Source organism: Bacteroides sp. 3_1_23 (assembly GCF_000162555.1).
In the GTDB taxonomy this organism is placed as follows: domain Bacteria; phylum Bacteroidota; class Bacteroidia; order Bacteroidales; family Bacteroidaceae; genus Bacteroides; species Bacteroides ovatus.
Genome location: NZ_GG774949.1, coordinates 574,238 through 594,036 on the forward strand (window position 1 = coordinate 574,238; position 19,799 = coordinate 594,036).

Consider the following 19,799-nt stretch of genomic DNA (forward strand, 5'->3'; position numbering starts at 1 on the left):
TATAAAAATGATGAAATATAAAAACGTATTATATACAGCAGTCATTTCAACCTTATGCCTGGGAATAACCTCCTGTAGCGATTTTTTGGATGAAATGCCGGACAACCGAACTGAACTAACTACCGAAGAGAGCATTACCAAAGTATTGGTATCTGCATACCCAATGACCACCAACTGTCATATAGGCGAATTCTACAGTGACAACATTGATGAAAATAGTAAAGCATACAGCTATCTTTTCCGGTTAAACGAGCACTTGTATCGCTGGCAGCAAACCACTGAAGAGAATCAAGACTCACCTCATGCCTTATGGAATGATTGTTATAACTCGATTGCATCGGCCAACCAAGCCCTGGCAGCCATCGAGCAAATGGGAAACCCTCAATCATTGTCAGCACAAAGAGGTGAAGCTCTAATATGTCGCGCATATAATCATTTCGTACTAGCTACCACATTCTGCAAAGCGTATGGTACAAATGCAGATAAAGACCTAGGTATACCTTACATAAAGGAACCGGAAACATCTGTAAATCCACAATACTCACGCGGAACTGTTGCTGAAGTCTATCAAAATATCGCAGCCGATTTAGAAGAAGGATTGCCTCTAATCGACGACAATATTTACTCACGAGTGAAATATCATTTTAATAAAAAGGCTGCCTATGCATTTGCTGCCCGCTTTTATCTATATTACACACAGCCGGATTTTTCTAACTGCCAGAAGGTTATCAATTATGCCAATATAGTACTCGGCACGAATGCTTCCCAATATTTACGTGACTGGGCTGCATTAGGAGCTTTATCTCCCAACAAGAACATACAGCCGAACGCTTATGTAGATGCAGATAATCGGGCAAATCTACTGGTAATATCAGCAGCTTCATATTGGCCATTGGTTTCCGATCCGGGTTATGCCAACTGTGAAAGATACTGCATGAATAATATTACTGCCTCGGAAAGTTGTAAATCCGAAGGTCCATGGGGAGACCAGTCAAGCTACCACCAAATCCCATTTGCGCCTGGTGGCTCTATCAAGAACGGATTCCGCCGTTTAGTCATCTATCAGCAGTTCACATCAGGCAACAGCTGGGTCGGTTATATGCTGTATCCTGCTTTCACTACCGATGAAGCATTACTTTGCCGGGCTGAAGCTTACACATTACTAAAACGTTACGACGAAGCTGCAGCCGATATAGACGCCTGGCAGAAAGCCTTTACGAAAAATACACAAACCTTGTCCAAAGAGACAATCAATGATTTTTATGCTCAATTAAAATATTACACACCGGAAGCCCCGACAGTAAAAAAGGAATTGCATCCGGATTTTATAATAGAAAAAGGAATGCAAGAGAATCTGATACACTGTATTCTACATGCGAGACGCCTGTTAACTTTAGAAGAGGGACTTAGATGGCAAGATATAAAGCGCTATGGCATTGTAATCTACCGCCGCTATTATGAAGGTTATACCTTGGTGAATATCACCGACAAGATGGACACGAATGACCCCAGACGTGCAATTCAGCTACCGGCCAGTGTCATTACGGCAGGTATGCAACCAAATCCAAGAAATGACTAACTAACTTAAGGAGGGAAAAATATGAAGAAATACATCATATATAGTTTAATCATATCATTAACCTGCGGACTGGGAGCTTGCAACAACGACGAGGGCGTGGACAAAGCAAACAGCATCTTCTCTACAGAAGAAGTAGAACGCAGCCCATTCGACAACTGGATATTGGGTAATTACACCCATCCGTACAACATTGCATTGAAATATCGCATGGAAGATAACGAGAGCGATATGACACATGTATTAGCTCCTGCCGACTATAAAAAATCCGTAGTACTGGCTAAAATTATCAAACATGTATGGCTGGAAGCATACGATGAAGCGACCGGTAATCCGGACTTCTTACGTCAATACATCCCCAAGACCATTCACTTTATCGGCTCTCCTGCCTATGAAGACAATGGCACCATGGTATTGGGAACGGCAGAAGGTGGTATGAAAATTACATTATACAATGTAAATGACATCAATCCTGATAAAATAGATATCAATCTGCTAAACGAATACTATTTCCAAACAATGCATCATGAGTTCGCCCACATCCTGCATCAAACCAAAAACTATGATCCGGCATTTGATCGTATCACAGAAAATGCCTATATCGGCAGCGACTGGTATATGGTGGGAGCTAACCGCAATGCATGGCAACAAGGATTTGTCACTTCCTACGCAATGAGTGAATCACGTGAAGATTTTGTTGAAAACATTGCGGTGTACGTCACAAATACAGAAGACTACTGGAATAATATGCTACAAAATGCCGGTGAAAGCGGTCGTGCACTTATCAAACAGAAATTCGAAATAGTCTATAGTTACATGGAACAAACCTGGGGAATCAATCTGGACGAATTACGCGACATCGTTCTACGCCGCCAAGATGATATAGCAAACGGCAATGTAGACTTAAGTATTATTGAATAAACTATGAAAATTATGAAGAAATATCTATCAATATACACACTTCTGGCATTGACTTGCATTGTATTACAATCTTGTCTTTTCTCTGAAGAAGAAATATTCGACGAATCATCTGCCAACAGAGCTACAGCCGATGTAATAAAATGCCAGGAGATTCTTAAAGATGTTCCGAACGGATGGAAACTGGAATATTACATAGGAAGCAACTATTCTGCAGGTGCAGTCACCCTACTAATGAAATTTGATGGAAAACAGGTAGAAATGGCGTCGGAAGCAGGAGCAGAAGGTTACAAGCCGGGTACCATAATAACCTCCCTGTATCAAGTTAAATCGGAACAAAGCACTATGCTCACTTTCGACTCATACAACCAGCTGATCCACATGTTTTCAGGTCCTTTAGGCCTGAACATGAACGTGGGAGGAGATTATGAGTTTATTATCATGAGCGCAACTCCCGACAAGGTTATTCTACAAGGAAAAAAATATAAAAATATAATGGAAATGACGCCTATGCCCAAAGACATACCATGGCGTATCCAGCTTGAGGATATCATTAACATCGAGAAAGATGCTTTTCTGAATACATATCGCATGGAGAAAGGGGGCCAAGTACTGAACTACTTTATACGTGACAATGGCACAATGTCTACATTCTCCGTTTACAGTACCAATTATAGCAGTGCAGAAAGTTTACCATATATTTATACAGAAAAAGGGCTGAAGTTACAGTCTCCATATAATGTCAACGGAGTTGAAGTCCAGCACTTCAAATGGGATAAAAAGTCCAGGCTATTTGTTTGTACCGATGCAGATGCAACGGATATTGTATTAAAAGAGTATTATCCCGAAAACTATCTGCAATATGAAGACTATATTGGCACCTACACCGCAACGGTTGACGATTACGATGAAGGTCCAACTTCACAATCTGTAACCATCACTCCTAAAGTCAGAGGAGAAAGTTATACTCTAAAAAGTATTGGCGGATTCAACTTCACTCTTCTGTATGACAAAGCCAGCGGAAAACTGATCTTAGATTCACAAAGTATAAGTCCGGTTTCTTCATCGTCTTACTACTTTGCGTGTGCGGCAGGTGTAGAAGGATATGCTCACACAGAATTAAGTTTGCCTTCACGTCTACGCAGCGGATTGGTAAATGTAACGGCAAATACCAACCCTTTCACTTTTTACTTTGCGGATAAAGCAAGCCAGGAAAATACATTATTGATAATCTGGGCTTATTCCTCTGATGAATATTCAACTTCAGGACTAATGGGTTACTGGAGCTGGTATAACTCAATCTTAATGGAAAAAGAAAACGAAGGTAATTAATACAATTATGAGAAAGTTTTTTAATATATTCTTATTTGTACTTTGCACCATAGCAATAGCGGGATGCAATGATACGGAAAGCAGCGAATCCAGGTTAGAGATCAAAGCTGTAAATACTAATTTCCAAGCGACTGGAGGAAAAGGCTACATACAACTTCAGGCAACAGGCAATATAACAGCAGATGTTAATGCCGACTGGTGTGTGCTGAAAGAAGTAAACCCCAATGAAGTAGTATTCGAAGTAAAAGAAAACACCGGATACTCTGGTAGAAATGCTTTATTGACAATCAGTAACGGAGTAGAAAAAAAGGCGTTCAATATCAATCAATCCGGAGCTGTTTTCATCTTCGGTAAAGACGAGTGGATGCTCCGCACCGACAATAAAGCAGCTACGCTACCTATAAAATTACAAAGTTCTTTCGATTATACAATAGACATACCCGCAGAAGCTCAAGAATGGTTGTCATTTGAACAGAATGCGAAGGGAATAAATTTCAAGGTAAAAGAAAATACCTCCGGAAAAATGAGAGGAGCTATTGTCAATGTGGCAGCAAAAGACAGATCGGCTTCTTATCAGGTAATACAATATGATGTTGACGAACTTACCGGAACATGGCAAGGCATGTTTTCAGATGGGCAAATGAATTACGGTTTGAAAGATGTCACCATTGAGAAACAGGAAGACGGAACATACCTGCTTTCAAACATTCTAACCGGATTGCCTTACAAACTGAAAGCAAAAGCCATAGACAATTGCCTGGCTTTTGGGGCCGGTCAAAACCTAGGAGTCTTCGAGGACAATTTATATCTCTCATTCGAAATTCTTAGCTCTGATCTATATTATGTAAAAGATCCTTCTGTAACAATCTCATTAGGCCCCGTAATGTTAACAGACGGAACATTCGTTTTCGCTTTTTCCGGAATAAAAGAAAATGATCCTTTCGGTTTTGTTTTCCGGGTATATGAAGATGCAAAACTACAGAAAGTTATAGACAATCTGTCTATTTTTATTAATTGTATTCTATTTAAAGAAGACATAATCCAATAACATATGAAAAAGATACTATTAACTAGCTTTATCGTGGCATTAGGATTACTTGGTGCAAGCTGTAAAGATGACAACAGCACCGCAGGCGGAGGAGGAGAAATACTTCCGGACCAACAGGTAAGCTGTGAGATATTTATGCCAACTGATGGCGCAACCGTTATTATGTCAGACAAACTGATTATCAGAGGAGAAGGGACTACAAACTATGGTAAAATCATTTCTGCAGAACTGAAAGTCGGGGAAGAGATTATCACTGACATCACTTCAGTTCCATTCTATTATGAGTATACCTTCTCCAAAGATGCCGAACCGGGAGAACTGAAAATTGAGTTAGCAGTTAAAGGAGATCACGAAGGTAGTGCCTTGGCAACTATTACAGTGACAACAGAACAAGGAAACAAGCCTGCTCCCCCTCAATATGGAGAAGTGCTAACCGATACCCGTGATGGAAATACATACAAAACCGTACAACTTGCAGACCAGTTATGGATGGCAGAAAATTTACGCTATCTACCAGAGCAACAGTTTGATGTGTCCTCAACCGAACCAAGATATTACGTAATGTTTGATAATGATGCAAAAACAGAACTTGGAAAAGGTTTCCTGAATGCATATGGAGCCTATTACAACCTACCTGCTGCTCTACAAAACGAAACGGCTTTAGGTCCCGATGAAACACGTATAATAAAAGGAGTTTGTCCTGATGGATGGCATATTCCTTCTCAAAAAGAATGGCAAAAATTATCTCAATACGTATTAGATTCCGGAATGGCAGCAATTATGAATGATGGTCAAGTAGATGAAACAGCCCTAGCAAAGGCTCTAGCTTCAACAACGATGTGGATGATGCCGGAATACACAGAAATAGAACCACAGCCAACCTGGGTTGGAGTTGAGATGGAAAAGAATAATGCAACCTTATTCAATGGTCTGCCTATAGGTTTCCGTGCTTGTGCAGGCGACGAAGATTGGATGCATTCAGCCTACAGTGCGGGTTGGTGGAGTTCGACAGCGGGAGTACAAATGGGACCAGAATTTGGTATTACCGTACGTATGTGGTCAGACCTCCACACATTTGTAACCAATGCAGAATTTAATCCGGGAGTAGGACTCCCCGTTCGTTGTATCAAAGATTAACCATATATTATTACTCACTAAATAAAAATACAATTATGAAGAAGTTAGGATTCCTTTTATTTTTAGTCTTAGGACTAACGGCTTGCGGTGATGACAACAATGATCCCGCTCCAGAACAACATGTAACATGTGCCATATCTTCTCCTACTGAAGGAGCAACGATAGACATAGCTGAAAAGATGACAATCAAAGGAGAAGCAACTGTTGACATTGGTCAAATATCGAATGTTACTCTTAAAATCGGAGACAAACAAATTTCAGAAGTAACTTCTGTTCCATTTAGTTATGAATACACATTCGAAGCCAGTCAAGCCGTAGGAGCACTAAAAATTGAACTGACCGTCAAAGGCGATCAAGGTGCCATGGCGACAAGTGAAGTAAATGTCACACTAAAAAAGACCGAACCAACCCCAGAACCGGAAGAAGGAAAGATGATTGACCCACGGGATAATCATGAATACAAAATTGTTACAATTGGTGAACAAATATGGATGGCAGAGAACTTGGCTTATTTACCATCAGTTAGCAAACCGGAAGATGCCGCTACCAGTGATGGAGATCCGCTCTATTTTGTTTTCAACTATGATGGCAAAGATGTAAATGCAGCTAAAGCCACGAAAGAATACAAGACATACGGAGTCTTGTATAATTGGTATGCCGCTATGAACCAAAAGAACGCAACCGGTGGAAATGCGGATGCCATACCAAGTGGTATTCAAGGAATCTGTCCTAACGGATGGCATCTACCCAGCAAAGCAGAGTGGAAAAAACTAGAAAATTTTGTTGCAGATGAATTAGCACCAGTTGAAGGTAATGTATGGACAGATGATGAAGGAAATAAATACTCCGATAAAGACTGTAAAAACGTCTGGTCAGCATTGACAGGAAAACTGGATGCTGACGGTTGGGGAGAATCCGGCATGATAGATGAAAATCCTGATCTCGCTAAAGGTCCACGTGACACCTATGGCTTTAATGTTATACCTGCCGGACAATGTTATCAGAGCGGAAGTTTTGAAATGCCTAAGTCACAGAGTAGAACAGACTTTTGGAGCACAGACCAAGCTACTTACGGAGCAGGAACTGTATATTTCAGTAATATGAGTTATGGGTTAGGTTATTCTTCTGATAAAGGAGGAATACAAGTAAAACGTGGCCTTTCAGTACGTTGCGTAAAAGATTAACTATATTGTAGATAAACATTTATCAATTAGTTCATTACAGAATTAATAAATTCTCTCTTAAAGATAAGGGAAGTATGTCGAGAGATATGCTTCCCTTTTAATATATCTTTTTACACCTAGTTACCAACTCACTCAAACATATAATTAGTCGATATCCAATATCACGAAATAAAACAAATTCTGAATGTTCTTCCATTTTATTATATATCTTTGTAACTAGATATTTTAAAAGACTACATTATGGCAAAAAAGAAAGAAAAGAAAGAGAAAAAGGCCGGCAAGAGAATGAGTAAGAAAGAGCTGGCAGCGTTATTAATAGACTTTTTCCATGCCAAATCCAGCGAGACCTTAAGTATGAAATATATTTTTTCAGAACTGCGTCTCACTACCCATCCGCAAAAAATGTTATGCGTCGATATATTACATGACCTTTTAGCTGACGATTATATTTCTGAAATAGAAAAAGGAAAATTCCGTCTCACCAATCATGGAACAGAGATGGTAGGCACTTTCCAACGGAAAAGCAATGGCAAGAATTCCTTTATTCCTGAAGGAGGAGGCGAGCCGATATTTGTAGCCGAGCGTAATTCCGCCCATGCGATGAATAACGATAAGGTAAAGATAACCTTCTATGCCAAACGGAAAAACAGAGAGGCAGAAGGAGAAGTGATAGAAATACTGGAGCGTGCAAACGATACTTTCGTCGGCACACTGGAAGTAGCTAAGTCATACGCATTCCTGGTGACAGAGAACCGTACATTAGCCAATGATATTTTCATCCCGAGAGATAAGCTAAAAGGCGGAAAGACCGGAGATAAAGCCATTGTGAAAGTAACCGAATGGCCAGACAAGGCAAAGAATCCTATCGGACAAGTAATAGATATATTAGGTCAGGCTGGCGACAACACCACAGAGATGCACGCAATTCTTGCGGAGTTCGGTCTGCCGTATGTATATCCGAAAGCAGTAGAGACAGCAGCGGACAAGATTCCTGCCGAGATTTCAGCAGAAGAGATTGCCAAACGCGAAGATTTTCGTAAGGTAACAACTTTCACTATCGACCCGAAAGACGCCAAAGATTTTGACGACGCACTCTCCATCCGCAAGCTAAAGGACGGATTGTGGGAAGTAGGCGTACACATTGCCGACGTAACACACTACGTAAAAGAAGGTAGCATCATCGACAAAGAAGCAGAAAAGCGGGCAACTTCCGTTTATCTGGTAGACCGTACCATCCCGATGCTTCCCGAACGGCTGTGTAACTTCATTTGTTCACTCCGCCCGAACGAAGAAAAACTAGCTTTCTCCGTTATCTTCGATATTACGGAAAAAGGAGAAGTCAGAGACTCACGTATCGTACATACGGTTATCAACTCCGACCGTCGCTTCACCTACGAGGAGGCACAACAAATCATAGAAACAAAAGAAGGAGACTTCAAAGAAGAAGTACTCACATTAGATACGATTGCCAAAGCACTGCGCGAAAAACGCTTCTCTGCAGGAGCCATCAACTTCGACCGCTACGAAGTGAAGTTCGAAATTGACGAAAAAGGAAAACCAATCAGCGTTTACTTCAAAGAGTCAAAAGATGCCAATAAACTGGTGGAAGAATTCATGTTGCTCGCTAACAAGACCGTAGCAGAAAAGATAGGATGTGTGCCGAAGAACAAGAAAGCCAAAGTGCTTCCTTACCGTATCCACGACCTGCCCGATCCGGAGAAGTTGGAGAACTTGTCACAGTTCATCGCCCGCTTCGGCTACAAAGTGCGTACAAGCGGAACGAAGACTGATATTTCAAAATCCATCAACCATTTATTGGACGACATACACGGAAAGAAAGAAGAGAACCTGATAGAAACCGTATCCATCCGCGCCATGCAGAAAGCACGTTACTCAACCCATAACATCGGTCACTACGGACTAGCTTTCGAATATTACACTCACTTTACTTCTCCCATCCGCCGTTTCCCGGACATGATGGTACACCGTTTGGTGACGAAGTATATGGACGGAGGACGTAGCGTATCCGAAGCCAAGTACGAAGACCTCTGCGACCACAGCTCGAACATGGAACAAATTGCAGCCAATGCCGAGCGTGCTTCCATCAAATATAAACAGGTGGAATTTATGAGCGAACGTCTGGGGCAGATTTACGACGGTGTAATCTCCGGCGTAACCGAGTGGGGACTTTATGTAGAACTGAACGAAAACAAATGTGAAGGTCTGGTCCCTGTTCGTGATCTGGATGATGACTACTACGAATTCGACGAGAAGAACTATTGTCTTCGCGGACGCCGCAAAAACAAAATATACAGTCTGGGAGACGCTATTACTGTTCGGGTAGCTCGTGCTAATCTGGAAAAGAAACAATTGGATTTTGAATTAATAGAAAAGTAAATTCACCACAGAGTACACTAAGAAATCAGGAAGTAAAAAGACTTCATGTACTCCGTGTCCTCTGTGGTAAGCCAAACAGCCATTATGAAAACTGTCATTATTGAAGATAAACAACGAATCGAATCCATTATTCTCCATTGCGATGCCTGTTTTGTAGGCATTACTGATTTGGAAGGTAATCCCTATGTAGTTCCGATGAACTTCGGTTATGAGAATGGCATCATATATCTTCATTCGGGTCCTGAAGGCAGCAAGTTGGAGATGCTGGAACATAATAATAATGTATGCATCACTTTCAGCGTTGGACATAAACTTGTCTACCAACACGAAAAGGTAGCCTGCAGTTACAGTATGCGTTCGGAAAGCGCGATGTGTCGGGGGCAAGTAGAATTCATCGAAGAAATAGATGAGAAACGCCGTGCATTGGATATTATCATGCGTCATTACACGGATAGTGAGTTCAACTATTCCGATCCTGCGGTACGTAATGTCAAAGTATGGCAAGTACGTATCGATCAGATGACAGGAAAAGTTTTCGGTCTGCGAGCCAACGAAAAGCCATGAAGCGGTTTTCCGGCTTTCGACAATACTTGAGTAGAGTATTCAACAAGCATTGTAGAGTATTTCCAAACTAATTTCTCTAAACAAAAGTTTAGATCACTTTTACCCTCACACCCTCACCATTGTCTGTATCTCTTTATCCATCGGCATTACAGGTGTGAGGGTAAAGGTGATTATAAAGACTATTCTATCCTCTCATATCAAAATCTTTTTGTATACTTGCAACATAAATAAAATAGATAAGTACTCTTGCAAAAAAATAGATTATGAAGAAACTGCTATGTCTCGCCCTGTTAGTATCTGCCGGAAGTATCTACTCCGGAAGTATCTCGGCAAACAACAAACCTACTGATAACAAATCCGGCAACAACTCAAAGGACATATACAAAAAGACCTGGATCGACTTCAATAAAAAGGGTATAAAGGATGTATACGAAGATCCCTCCGCTCCTATCGAAGCCCGCATCGCGGATTTGCTTTCGCAAATGACACTGGAAGAGAAAACCTGTCAGATGGCTACTCTCTACGGTTCGGGACGGGTATTGAAAGATGCATGGCCTACTGCCGGATGGTCAGCGGAAATTTGGAAGGACGGTATCGGAAATATTGATGAGCAGGCGAACGGACTGGGTAAATTCGGTTCTGAAATCTCCTATCCGTATGCCAACAGCGTAAAGAACCGACACACCATTCAACGCTGGTTTATGGAACAGACACGACTGGGTATTCCGGTGGACTTTACCAATGAAGGAATACGCGGATTATGTCACGACCGGGCTACCATGTTTCCCGCTCAATGCGGGCAAGGTGCCACGTGGAACAAAAAACTGATCCGGGAAATTGCGAAAGTCACTGCAGATGAGGCAAAAGCATTGGGATATACCAATATTTATTCTCCTATTCTGGATATAGCACAAGATCCTCGCTGGGGACGTGTGGTGGAAAGTTATGGGGAAGATCCTTATCTGGTGGGCGAATTGGGAAAACAGATGATTCTCGGTCTGCAAAATGAAGGTATCGTTGCTACTCCGAAACATTTTGCCGTTTACAGTATTCCGGTCGGTGGACGTGACGGAGGTACGCGTACTGATCCGCACGTGGCCCCGCGTGAGATGAAGACTCTTTATCTGGAACCTTTCCGCAAAGGTATTCAGGAAGCGGGTGCTCTAGGGGTGATGAGTTCGTATAATGATTATGACGGGGAGCCTGTTTCCGGAAGTTATCATTTCCTCACGGAGATTCTGCGTCAGCAATGGGGATTCAAGGGATATGTAGTATCGGATAGTGAGGCGGTAGAGTTTCTGCATACCAAACATCGTATCACTCCGACTGAAGAAGAGATGGCAGCACAAGTAGTCAATGCAGGATTGAATATCCGTACTAACTTTACTCCGCCACAAGATTTTATTCTCCCGTTGCGCCGTGCTATCAACGAAGGCAAAGTTTCTTTGCACACGCTCGATCAACGTGTCGGTGAAATTCTCCGTGTCAAGTTTATGATGGGACTTTTTGATAATCCGTATCCCGGTGATGACCGTCGTCCGGAGGCAGTGGTACACAACGACGCTCATAAAGCAGTATCTATGAAAGCCGCTTTAGAGTCCATCGTTCTTTTGAAGAATGAGAATCAGATGCTTCCGTTATCCAAGAACTTCAGCAAAATAGCTGTGATTGGTCCGAATGGGGAAGAAGTGAAGGAGTTGACTTGCAGATATGGTCCCGCCAATGCGTCTATTAAGACTGTATATCAGGGAATCAAAGAATATCTGCCTAACTCGGAAGTTCGCTATGTTAAAGGCTGTGATATTATTGATAAGTATTTCCCGGAGAGCGAACTGTACAATGTTCCATTAGATACACAAGAGCAGGCGATGATTCATGAAGCGGTAGAATTAGCAAAAGCTTCGGATGTCGCTATTCTTGTACTGGGTGGAAATGAGAAAACGGTTCGGGAAGAGTTCTCACGTACCAATCTTGACCTCTGCGGACGTCAGCAACAATTATTGGAAGCGGTTTATGCAACAGGTAAACCCGTCGTTCTAGTGATGGTGGACGGAAGAGCAGCAACCATCAACTGGGCAAACAAATACGTTCCTGCCATTATCCATGCCTGGTTCCCCGGAGAATTTATGGGGGATGCCATCGCTAAAGTTCTTTTCGGAGACTATAATCCGGGAGGACGTCTGGCTGTCACTTTCCCGAAATCAGTGGGACAGATTCCTTTTGCATTCCCATTCAAGCCGGGCTCTGACTCCAAAGGAAAAGTCCGTGTAGACGGTGTGCTCTATCCTTTCGGATATGGTTTAAGCTATACGACCTTCGGATATTCAGACTTGAAAATATCTAAACCGGTGATCGGTCCGCAGGAAAATATCACTCTTTCATGTACTGTAAAGAATACAGGAAAGAAAGCAGGGGATGAAGTAGTCCAGCTTTATATCCGGGATGATTTCAGCAGCGTTACCACCTACGATAAAGTTTTGCGTGGTTTTGAACGTATTCACTTGCAACCGGGAGAAGAACAAACTGTCAACTTTACCCTTACTCCTCAAGACTTGGGATTATGGGACAAGAATAATCGGTTCACGGTAGAGCCGGGAAGTTTCTCGGTGATGGTGGGAGCTTCTTCACAGGATATACGGTTGAAGGGGAGTTTCGAAGTGCAATAAATAAATCCAAGACAGTCACATTGCTTTTATTTCTCTTTCGCCAATTAGGATAGAGCTATAAGTTATACTTAATAAAACAAATAAAACCGGCATCTTTATAAGTTATGCTTAATAAAATTGCTATATCTGTTTTGTATATCAACTATAGATGATTTTACTGCCACAGGAAGAAAACGACTTCTACTTTTGACTGGATTAATTGGCTATCAGATCTAACAATGCTGCAATAAAAGCGTTTGGTATTCCAGAACGTTAGACTATTTATATATTACTGTAGTGGCAACTAACGTTGCCCCTACAGTAAACTAATAATGCAACAAGCTTTTTACACTTTCTCTAAAAAACAAGAACAAATAAAAAACACAAATCTTCTATACATACCTATAGAAAGTATTTGCAAATGAAATGAATCACATACAATATTCAGAGAAAATTCTTATTTAAATTTTATATTATACTCCGGTATATATGTTCTACTAGATATTATTTCCTGCCCTGTACTCTTCACAGTCATAGTAACAGTAACATTAACCCCAAGATTCGCTACATACAATACAGGTTTACCATTTAAACACATATTGCACATTGAGCGGGGAAAAGCATCGACTTCAGTACGATTATAAGATGACATATATGAGAATATAGTATTAGAATATAACTTGAAAGTCCCTGCATATGTAGAATAACCATTAATATAAGTATCAGGATCACCTATAACAATCGGATATTCGTAATAAGATGCAAACTTAACCTTTGTGCCTTTCTTCTCATCCTGAATAACCGTTGGAGTAAAATCGTATCCAGACCTTTTACTTGGTATATAAACATAAACTCCTGTATAAGAAGGATTAGGGGTTCTATTATAATAATCCTTAAATTGAGTATCCCATTCACTTCCTTCAAATTCGACAACATTAGAACTAACTTTATAAGTTACTTCATCTGCTATGGCTGGATTAATAACTACATTAAATGTTGGATGAAACGATAAACTATAATATTTCCCAGAATATTTGCAATTATATGCAGAAGCAATATCTGGTCGAGCCGTTATTTCATGATAAGTTCCTGTTATATTTAATATTGGTGCAGATGTTAAATTCCAGGCCCCAAATCCTTCATCATATTTTATAGCAGTCAAAGGCAATACCGGAATCGAGCTATTACCAATCATCTGTCCTTTTAAATCAATAGTTCCATTGGTAGATAATTCAACCGTTTGTATAGTGGGCTCATTAACCTTCTTCGAACCAAGAAATGATCCAAAGAGAGCGTTCAATCCTCCAGCTATCAATCCTGAAACTCCTCCCTTTGCTAATCCAGCCAGTCCACCAGCAACTACATTTCCTACATTTTTTAAAATTCCAGATGAAGAATTATTGATAGCCTTTTCAGCCTCTCCTTTCACCCATTTTTCAGCTGCATCTCCTCCCGCCTTTACAATGGTATTTGCACCTTTTTGCAAAAGATTTGGAGATGAGGAATAATGATCTTCGATAATAGTACCTGTTGTTGTGTCTTTGTAATTTCCTGTAATAGTTAGTTCTGAGATATTTAACACTTTTGAATAAACATTGATCCCCCCGTCTGTTTTTCCTGTATAAGTTAGCGGTATCTGAAAACAATTCCAACCTCTGTCAATGCCCAGGGTGGTGTTATTGCTCAAACAATTGACACCTACACGCTGAATAGAAGCCCGATCCAATGGCGCTGTGAATGTAGTTCCCTGATTAAAATAGCCATAAAATCTTTCATCAAAAAATTCCCAAACAGCATTATTACTTAAGAAAGAATTCTGATTATAATAAAACACCTTTAAAATCCCGGTATATTTATTATAAAAAATCAAATAATCACTGCCAATATCTTTGTTTGGAGTACTCAAGAACACCCATCCATCTTCTTTTTTTATGTCCATCCTTATATCATAAATTATACTTGTAGGAGCATATTCAACCCAAGGCAAATCAACAACCTTATTATCAGTCAGTTGAATCGATGTTTGATTTTCCCAATCTTGTTCAAAGTTTGGAGGGGCCAATGATCTAGTAATTGCCGATGCATTAACTTCTAAATCCAACAAATTGTTTTGACTTTCATCTGTACATGAATAATTAATAAAAACAGATAAAATAACGAAGAAAATAGATACATGTTTCATAATAATAAAATTTAAAAGGTTTTACTCTATAGAAATACATTATATCTCAATATATTAAATATGTAACACCAATCATTTTTCACAATTATATCTCTATCATCAACACTTACGAGAATTAACATATTCAATACATGAACTTCATTATTAGCTTTATCCTTATACGTTTTCAAGACTAATTAAAAACTATAAGAAGATAACATCATAATCAAATAATAGTTACCTGACAAATATACAATTTTGCCCAATAGCGACAAACTTTATCTCTCTATTTTTTCAATCATTCCTTATAAAAAATCGGATATAAATCTTTAAAAAGATACTTTTTTAAGTTCCCAGTCTCACAGCCAGTGAGTTGAGATTTTGTGCACTGTTACGGCTAAATCTATCGACCAAAGATATTGCGCAGTTCACCAATCTTACTATTCGTGGGGTAGAAACAGCCCGCTATCGAATAAGAAAGAAACTTGCCATTCCCGGAAATATTAATCTTGTTGATTTTCTAATTGACTTTACATAGGAAGATTTACTGAATATTCCTTCTAATTTCACACCCCTATTCTGTTGGGATTTTCTAAAGAAACTTTATCTTTGTAATGTCAACAATTAAAAGAATATGGTTCGTTTTAATCTTGTTATCACCTTACTACTAATGATAAGCATGGCTGTCAAAGCCGAACTGACCAACCGGATGTTCGATGTCAGGCATGTAGGCTATGCAGAAGGCCTTAGTAGTCAACGTGTTTTTTCGATTGTCGAGGATGGAGACGGTGCTATGTGGATTGCTACAAAAACCGGAATAGACAGATACAACGGTCATACGGTAAAGAACTATGATTTGCCGGGCAGTTTCTATTATGGCGATCTTGCCGGACGCAGACTTTACTTATTGTACGACGCACAACAAGGACTGTTTGCCTACGACCACACCGGACGAATCTACCGATATTCCACCATCCTGGATCATTTTGAACAAGTCCTCCACCTGGGACAATTGATTCAGGAAGAAGTCATCTTGAACAAACTCTGTTTGGATAGTGACGGAACCTGGTGGATGGGGGCGGATAAAGGACTATACAAGCAAGAAGCGGACCATCGTATAGTTGCCGTGCTGAAAGGACAATATGTCAACGACATCGCATTTGCCGGCGAGTCGCTTTTTGTGGGCACTTCTAACGGAGTCTGGCAACTGTCACACGCCCTGCCGGGTAAGAAACGCCAGCTGCTGGAGGGGTGGAATGTACAAACATTGTTCTGCGACAAACCGAAAAAAGAACTCTGGATAGGCACATTTGGCAGCGGTTTGTCTGTGATGAACCTCGACACTTCCAAAGTGCTTGCGCTGGAGGGACAAGGGAGCACGTTCCTTCATCCGATACGGGCAATTACAGACTATGATGTACATACCATACTCATAGGCGTGGACGGTGGCGGTGTGTATGCGATAGACAAGGACACCAAGAAAGCCCGTTTACTGATGAATACCAAAGATGACACAGATACTTACCTGCGCGGAAACGGCGTATATGCCGTAACCAGAGACGACCAGGGCAACATCTGGATAGGTAGTTATACGGGAGGTGTATCCGTGGCTATCCTGCTGAAACATCCCATTTCGATATTAGCACACGAAAAGGGAAATACCCATTCTCTCATCAGCAACAACGTGAATGATATCGAAGAAAATCCGGATGGCAACCAATGGTTCGCTACTGATGATGGAATCAGCATCCGAAACACCCTGTCAGGCACTTGGAAACACGTGCTGAAAGAAATCGTAACCATTTCTCTTTGCACATCCGGAAATGGGAACGTATGGGTAGGAACGTACGGAGACGGAGTGTATCTACTGGATAACAACGGACGCGTGTTACGCCATCTCACCAAGCAACAAGGGCAATTGACCACCAATTATATTTTCTCCGTCAGACAAGACATGGAGGGAGACTTATGGATAGGAGGTCTGGACGGATGCCTGATCATGTTTGAAAAAGAAAAAGGCAGCAGACGGTCTTTCGACGTGAATTGGGTACAGTCCATTGAACCTATCGACCGAAACCGGGTAGCGGTGGCTACGGTCAACGGTTTTTTCCTGGTGGACAAACATACAGGGAATATACAGCACTATGCCAATTCCCAGGAATTTCACAATCAGAATGTCAGTGCTTATATCATCTCTATGCTGTTCAATGACGACGGAACCGTGTGGCTGGGAACCGAAGGGGGAGGATTGAATCTATATGATATGAAAAACCGGACGGTAAAGACTTTCACTGTTCAAGAGGGATTGCCGTCCAACGATATATATAGTTTGCAGCGAGACGACAAGAAACGCTTGTGGGTCAGCACCGGAAAAGGAATTGCCTTGATAGACAGCCTGCGCGTGTCGAACCTCAACTATGCGGGCAATATAGACAAGGAATATAACAAATCCTCATTTGCCCGGTTGATGAACGGCGAGTTCGTGTATGGCAGCACGGATGGCGCTGTCTTTATCATGCCACTCGACATTTCAACCGTAGACTACTGGACGCTCCTGCGTTTCACAGGGCTGACGGTTGATTATCAAAACGTCCAGGAAGAAGAATCGTTGAAACCTGCCATCCATGATATGCTTGCCGACCGTGCGGTACGGCTCGGCTATAAATACAACTCGTTTACCGTTTCTTTTGAATCTATCAACTATCGTTTCCAGCGCGATATTGTCTATCAGCATATTTTAGAAGGGTATGACAATGACTGGAGCAAACCATCTGCCGAGGGGAAGGCATCCTACACCAAGGTATCGCCGGGCACTTATCTTTTTAAGGTGCGCAGCCTGCGGCGCAGCGACGGAAAGACTATCTCCGAAAGCACCTTAGAAGTGAAAGTGAGCCAGCCATGGTGGAACTCGTGGTGGGCTTGGACTATTTACCTATTTATAATAGGCTTCGTTTTCTATTTCATCCTGCGCTATAAGAGCAACCAGCTCCAAAAGAAATACGACGAAGACAAAATACGTTTCTTCATCGACACGGCGCACGACATTCGCACGCCGGTAACGCTTATCATGGCGCCGCTGGAGGATTTGAACCGGGAACAGGATCTCTCAGACAAAGCCCGTTATTACCTGAATCTGGCCCATGAAAGTACCCAGAAACTCCATTCGCTCATCACACAATTGCTCGAATTTGAAAAGGTAGACGCCCACAAACCATCCTCTTCATCGGTTCCGCTTTGTCTGAATGAAGTTTTGCTGAAAGAAGTCTCCGTCTTCCGGTCTTTTTGCGAGAAGAAGCAGTTGACACTGAATCTGACCCAACCCGACGAATCCGTTTTCGTTTCGGCCGACAAACACCTGATAGAGATGTTACTCGACAATCTTCTTTCCAATGCCTGCAAATACACCATGCCCCAGGGAGAAATCAGTCTGGATTTGAAAGCCACGAAACGCAAAGCCATCCTTTCGTTGAAAGATAACGGAATAGGCATACCGAAGAAAGCGAAAAAGCATATCTTCTCCGATATTTACAGAGCCGAAAATGCCCGGCAGTCACAGGAAGAAGGAACCGGATTCGGACTGTTGCAGGTGCAACGCATTGTAAAGATGCTGCATGGAAAAATCACTTTCTGTTCCGAGGAGGGCAAGGGAACTACTTTCATCGTAACATTGCCGCGAACCACCACCGTAACCGAACCCGTGTCGCACGAATCATCCCTCGAACACCTTGCCGGCACATCGGATAATAACAGCCCCGAAACGGATAAAATGAAAGATCCGGACGACCGGAATACATTGCTCATTGTAGAAGACCACGAAACTCTCCGTCACTACCTCCGCCAGACCTTTGAACACCTCTATCGGGTGATTGATGTTGCCGACGGACACGAAGCTATCGCCTGTCTCGCCAATGAATATCCGGATATCATCCTCTCCGACGTCATGATGCCCGGCATACGGGGTGACGAGCTTTGCAGAATGGTAAAGGAAAATCCTGACACATCAGGTATTCCCGTCGTTCTGCTGACGGCAAAGGCTAACCACGAAGCAATAGTGGAAGGATTGAAGAAAGGCGCGGATGATTATATCCCCAAACCATTTAGTACAGAGATACTGAAATTGAAAGTACAAGGATTGATTGACAATCGAAACAGGCAACGGCAGTTTTTCATGCGGCAAGCCATCGCTCAAGTAGAGGCGGGCGGCAAACGTGACGACAATGAAAGCAATGAAAACAATGAAAGTATCGACAACAAAAACGTAACGACAGCAAGCGAAACAATGGCCGAGGGCGACCGCCGGTTTATCATGCAAGCTACCCGGTTTGTTCTTGAACATTTGGATGAACCCGATTTCAACATCAATCTCTTATGCCATGAAATGGCAATGAGCCGAACACTATTCTACAGTCGCCTTAAATCACTGACGGGAAAAGGGCCGCAAGAGTTTATTCGTATCATCCGGCTACAAAAAGCTGCCGAACTGCTGAAAGAAGGTAAAAGCGTAACCGATGTCGCCGCCGAAACCGGATTTGTCAACACGAAGTATTTCAGTTCATTGTTCAAGAAACAATTCGGGATGCAGCCGAGTAAATATAGTGGGAAGTAGACAACCATTCATGTTCGGTTTTGAATTAAAATTAACTCGTTTCCGGTACAGTAATGCACTGTTTCAGCCTATTCTAACAAGGGTATATTCTCACTGTAATGAGAAAAAGTTCTCATTGTAATGAGTATTTTTTCTCATACCTATGAGTATTTTTTCTCATAGGGATAAGTATACTTGAGAATGTGTACGGAAGTTTTTTTGAATTATAATTGTATGAGTTTACCTCATTCT

At 41.6% G+C, this 19,799-nt stretch carries 11 protein-coding genes and 1 pseudogene; 11 read left to right on the forward strand and 1 reads right to left on the reverse strand.

The window, feature by feature from the left end:
• The first annotated feature begins 10 nt into the window (after window positions 1-10).
• From HMPREF9010_RS21900 to HMPREF9010_RS21860, 9 genes are all read left to right on the forward strand, one after another.
• Window positions 11-1,579, forward strand: a complete 1,569-nt coding sequence (locus tag HMPREF9010_RS21900; protein ID WP_004312250.1) for a RagB/SusD family nutrient uptake outer membrane protein — start codon at window positions 11-13, stop codon at window positions 1,577-1,579.
• A gap of 21 nt (window positions 1,580-1,600) precedes the next feature.
• Complete coding sequence (locus HMPREF9010_RS21895) at window positions 1,601-2,497, forward strand: putative zinc-binding metallopeptidase (RefSeq protein WP_004312249.1); 897 nt, start codon at window positions 1,601-1,603, stop codon at window positions 2,495-2,497.
• 12 nt (window positions 2,498-2,509) lie between these two features.
• The gene (locus tag HMPREF9010_RS21890) at window positions 2,510-3,826 is read left to right on the forward strand and encodes a DUF4302 domain-containing protein (protein WP_032852575.1); all 1,317 of its coding nucleotides are present in this window, start codon (window positions 2,510-2,512) and stop codon (window positions 3,824-3,826) included.
• Between the two features lie 7 nt (window positions 3,827-3,833).
• Window positions 3,834-4,874 carry a BACON domain-containing protein gene (locus HMPREF9010_RS21885; RefSeq protein WP_008646737.1) on the forward strand — a complete coding sequence of 347 codons (1,041 nt, stop codon included), beginning with the start codon at window positions 3,834-3,836 and terminating at the stop codon, window positions 4,872-4,874.
• 3 nt (window positions 4,875-4,877) lie between these two features.
• A complete protein-coding gene (locus HMPREF9010_RS21880; RefSeq protein WP_008646738.1) occupies window positions 4,878-6,011 on the forward strand; it encodes a fibrobacter succinogenes major paralogous domain-containing protein in 1,134 nt (377 codons plus the stop codon).
• A 35-nt stretch (window positions 6,012-6,046) separates the two neighbouring features.
• Window positions 6,047-7,195, forward strand: coding sequence for an FISUMP domain-containing protein (locus HMPREF9010_RS21875; RefSeq protein ID WP_008643920.1), 1,149 nt, complete (start codon window positions 6,047-6,049; stop codon window positions 7,193-7,195).
• A gap of 240 nt (window positions 7,196-7,435) precedes the next feature.
• Window positions 7,436-9,592: a ribonuclease R gene (gene rnr, locus HMPREF9010_RS21870; protein ID WP_008646739.1), complete on the forward strand. Its 2,157-nt coding sequence runs from the start codon at window positions 7,436-7,438 to the stop codon at window positions 9,590-9,592.
• A gap of 84 nt (window positions 9,593-9,676) precedes the next feature.
• The gene (locus tag HMPREF9010_RS21865; RefSeq protein ID WP_004312244.1) at window positions 9,677-10,156 is read left to right on the forward strand and encodes a pyridoxamine 5'-phosphate oxidase family protein; all 480 of its coding nucleotides are present in this window, start codon (window positions 9,677-9,679) and stop codon (window positions 10,154-10,156) included.
• Window positions 10,157-10,419: 263 nt separating this feature from the next.
• Window positions 10,420-12,822, forward strand: coding sequence for a glycoside hydrolase family 3 N-terminal domain-containing protein (locus tag HMPREF9010_RS21860; RefSeq protein WP_008646742.1), 2,403 nt, complete (start codon window positions 10,420-10,422; stop codon window positions 12,820-12,822).
• 436 nt (window positions 12,823-13,258) lie between these two features.
• Here the strand turns inward: HMPREF9010_RS21860 and HMPREF9010_RS21855 are convergent, their stop codons facing one another.
• On the reverse strand, window positions 13,259-14,983 hold the full coding sequence (locus tag HMPREF9010_RS21855) for a hypothetical protein (protein WP_008646743.1): 1,725 nt from the start codon (window positions 14,981-14,983) through the stop codon (window positions 13,259-13,261).
• Window positions 14,984-15,314: 331 nt separating this feature from the next.
• On the opposite strand from HMPREF9010_RS21855, the pseudogene HMPREF9010_RS26730 reads away from it, so the two are divergent.
• Together HMPREF9010_RS26730 and HMPREF9010_RS21850 are read left to right on the forward strand one after the other, a co-directional pair.
• Window positions 15,315-15,500, forward strand: a pseudogene (locus HMPREF9010_RS26730) (helix-turn-helix transcriptional regulator); the annotation flags it as partial.
• A gap of 96 nt (window positions 15,501-15,596) precedes the next feature.
• On the forward strand, window positions 15,597-19,568 hold the full coding sequence (locus tag HMPREF9010_RS21850; RefSeq protein WP_008646745.1) for a hybrid sensor histidine kinase/response regulator transcription factor: 3,972 nt from the start codon (window positions 15,597-15,599) through the stop codon (window positions 19,566-19,568).
• Window positions 19,569-19,799: the final 231 nt, after the last annotated feature.

Excerpts from the sequence above, each read along its gene's own strand:
- HMPREF9010_RS21890 (WP_032852575.1), top strand. The coding sequence starts at position 2,510 with ATGAAGAAATATCTATCAATATACACACTTCTGGCATTGACTTGCATT.
- HMPREF9010_RS21860 (WP_008646742.1), top strand. The coding sequence starts at position 10,420 with ATGAAGAAACTGCTATGTCTCGCCCTGTTAGTATCTGCCGGAAGTATC.
- HMPREF9010_RS21850 (WP_008646745.1), top strand. The coding sequence starts at position 15,597 with ATGGTTCGTTTTAATCTTGTTATCACCTTACTACTAATGATAAGCATG.
- rnr (WP_008646739.1), top strand. The coding sequence starts at position 7,436 with ATGGCAAAAAAGAAAGAAAAGAAAGAGAAAAAGGCCGGCAAGAGAATG.
- HMPREF9010_RS21875 (WP_008643920.1), top strand. The coding sequence starts at position 6,047 with ATGAAGAAGTTAGGATTCCTTTTATTTTTAGTCTTAGGACTAACGGCT.
- HMPREF9010_RS21885 (WP_008646737.1), top strand. The coding sequence starts at position 3,834 with ATGAGAAAGTTTTTTAATATATTCTTATTTGTACTTTGCACCATAGCA.
- HMPREF9010_RS21880 (WP_008646738.1), top strand. The coding sequence starts at position 4,878 with ATGAAAAAGATACTATTAACTAGCTTTATCGTGGCATTAGGATTACTT.
- HMPREF9010_RS21895 (WP_004312249.1), top strand. The coding sequence starts at position 1,601 with ATGAAGAAATACATCATATATAGTTTAATCATATCATTAACCTGCGGA.
- HMPREF9010_RS21855 (WP_008646743.1), bottom strand. The coding sequence starts at position 14,983 with ATGAAACATGTATCTATTTTCTTCGTTATTTTATCTGTTTTTATTAAT.
- HMPREF9010_RS21865 (WP_004312244.1), top strand. The coding sequence starts at position 9,677 with ATGAAAACTGTCATTATTGAAGATAAACAACGAATCGAATCCATTATT.
- HMPREF9010_RS21900 (WP_004312250.1), top strand. The coding sequence starts at position 11 with ATGAAATATAAAAACGTATTATATACAGCAGTCATTTCAACCTTATGC.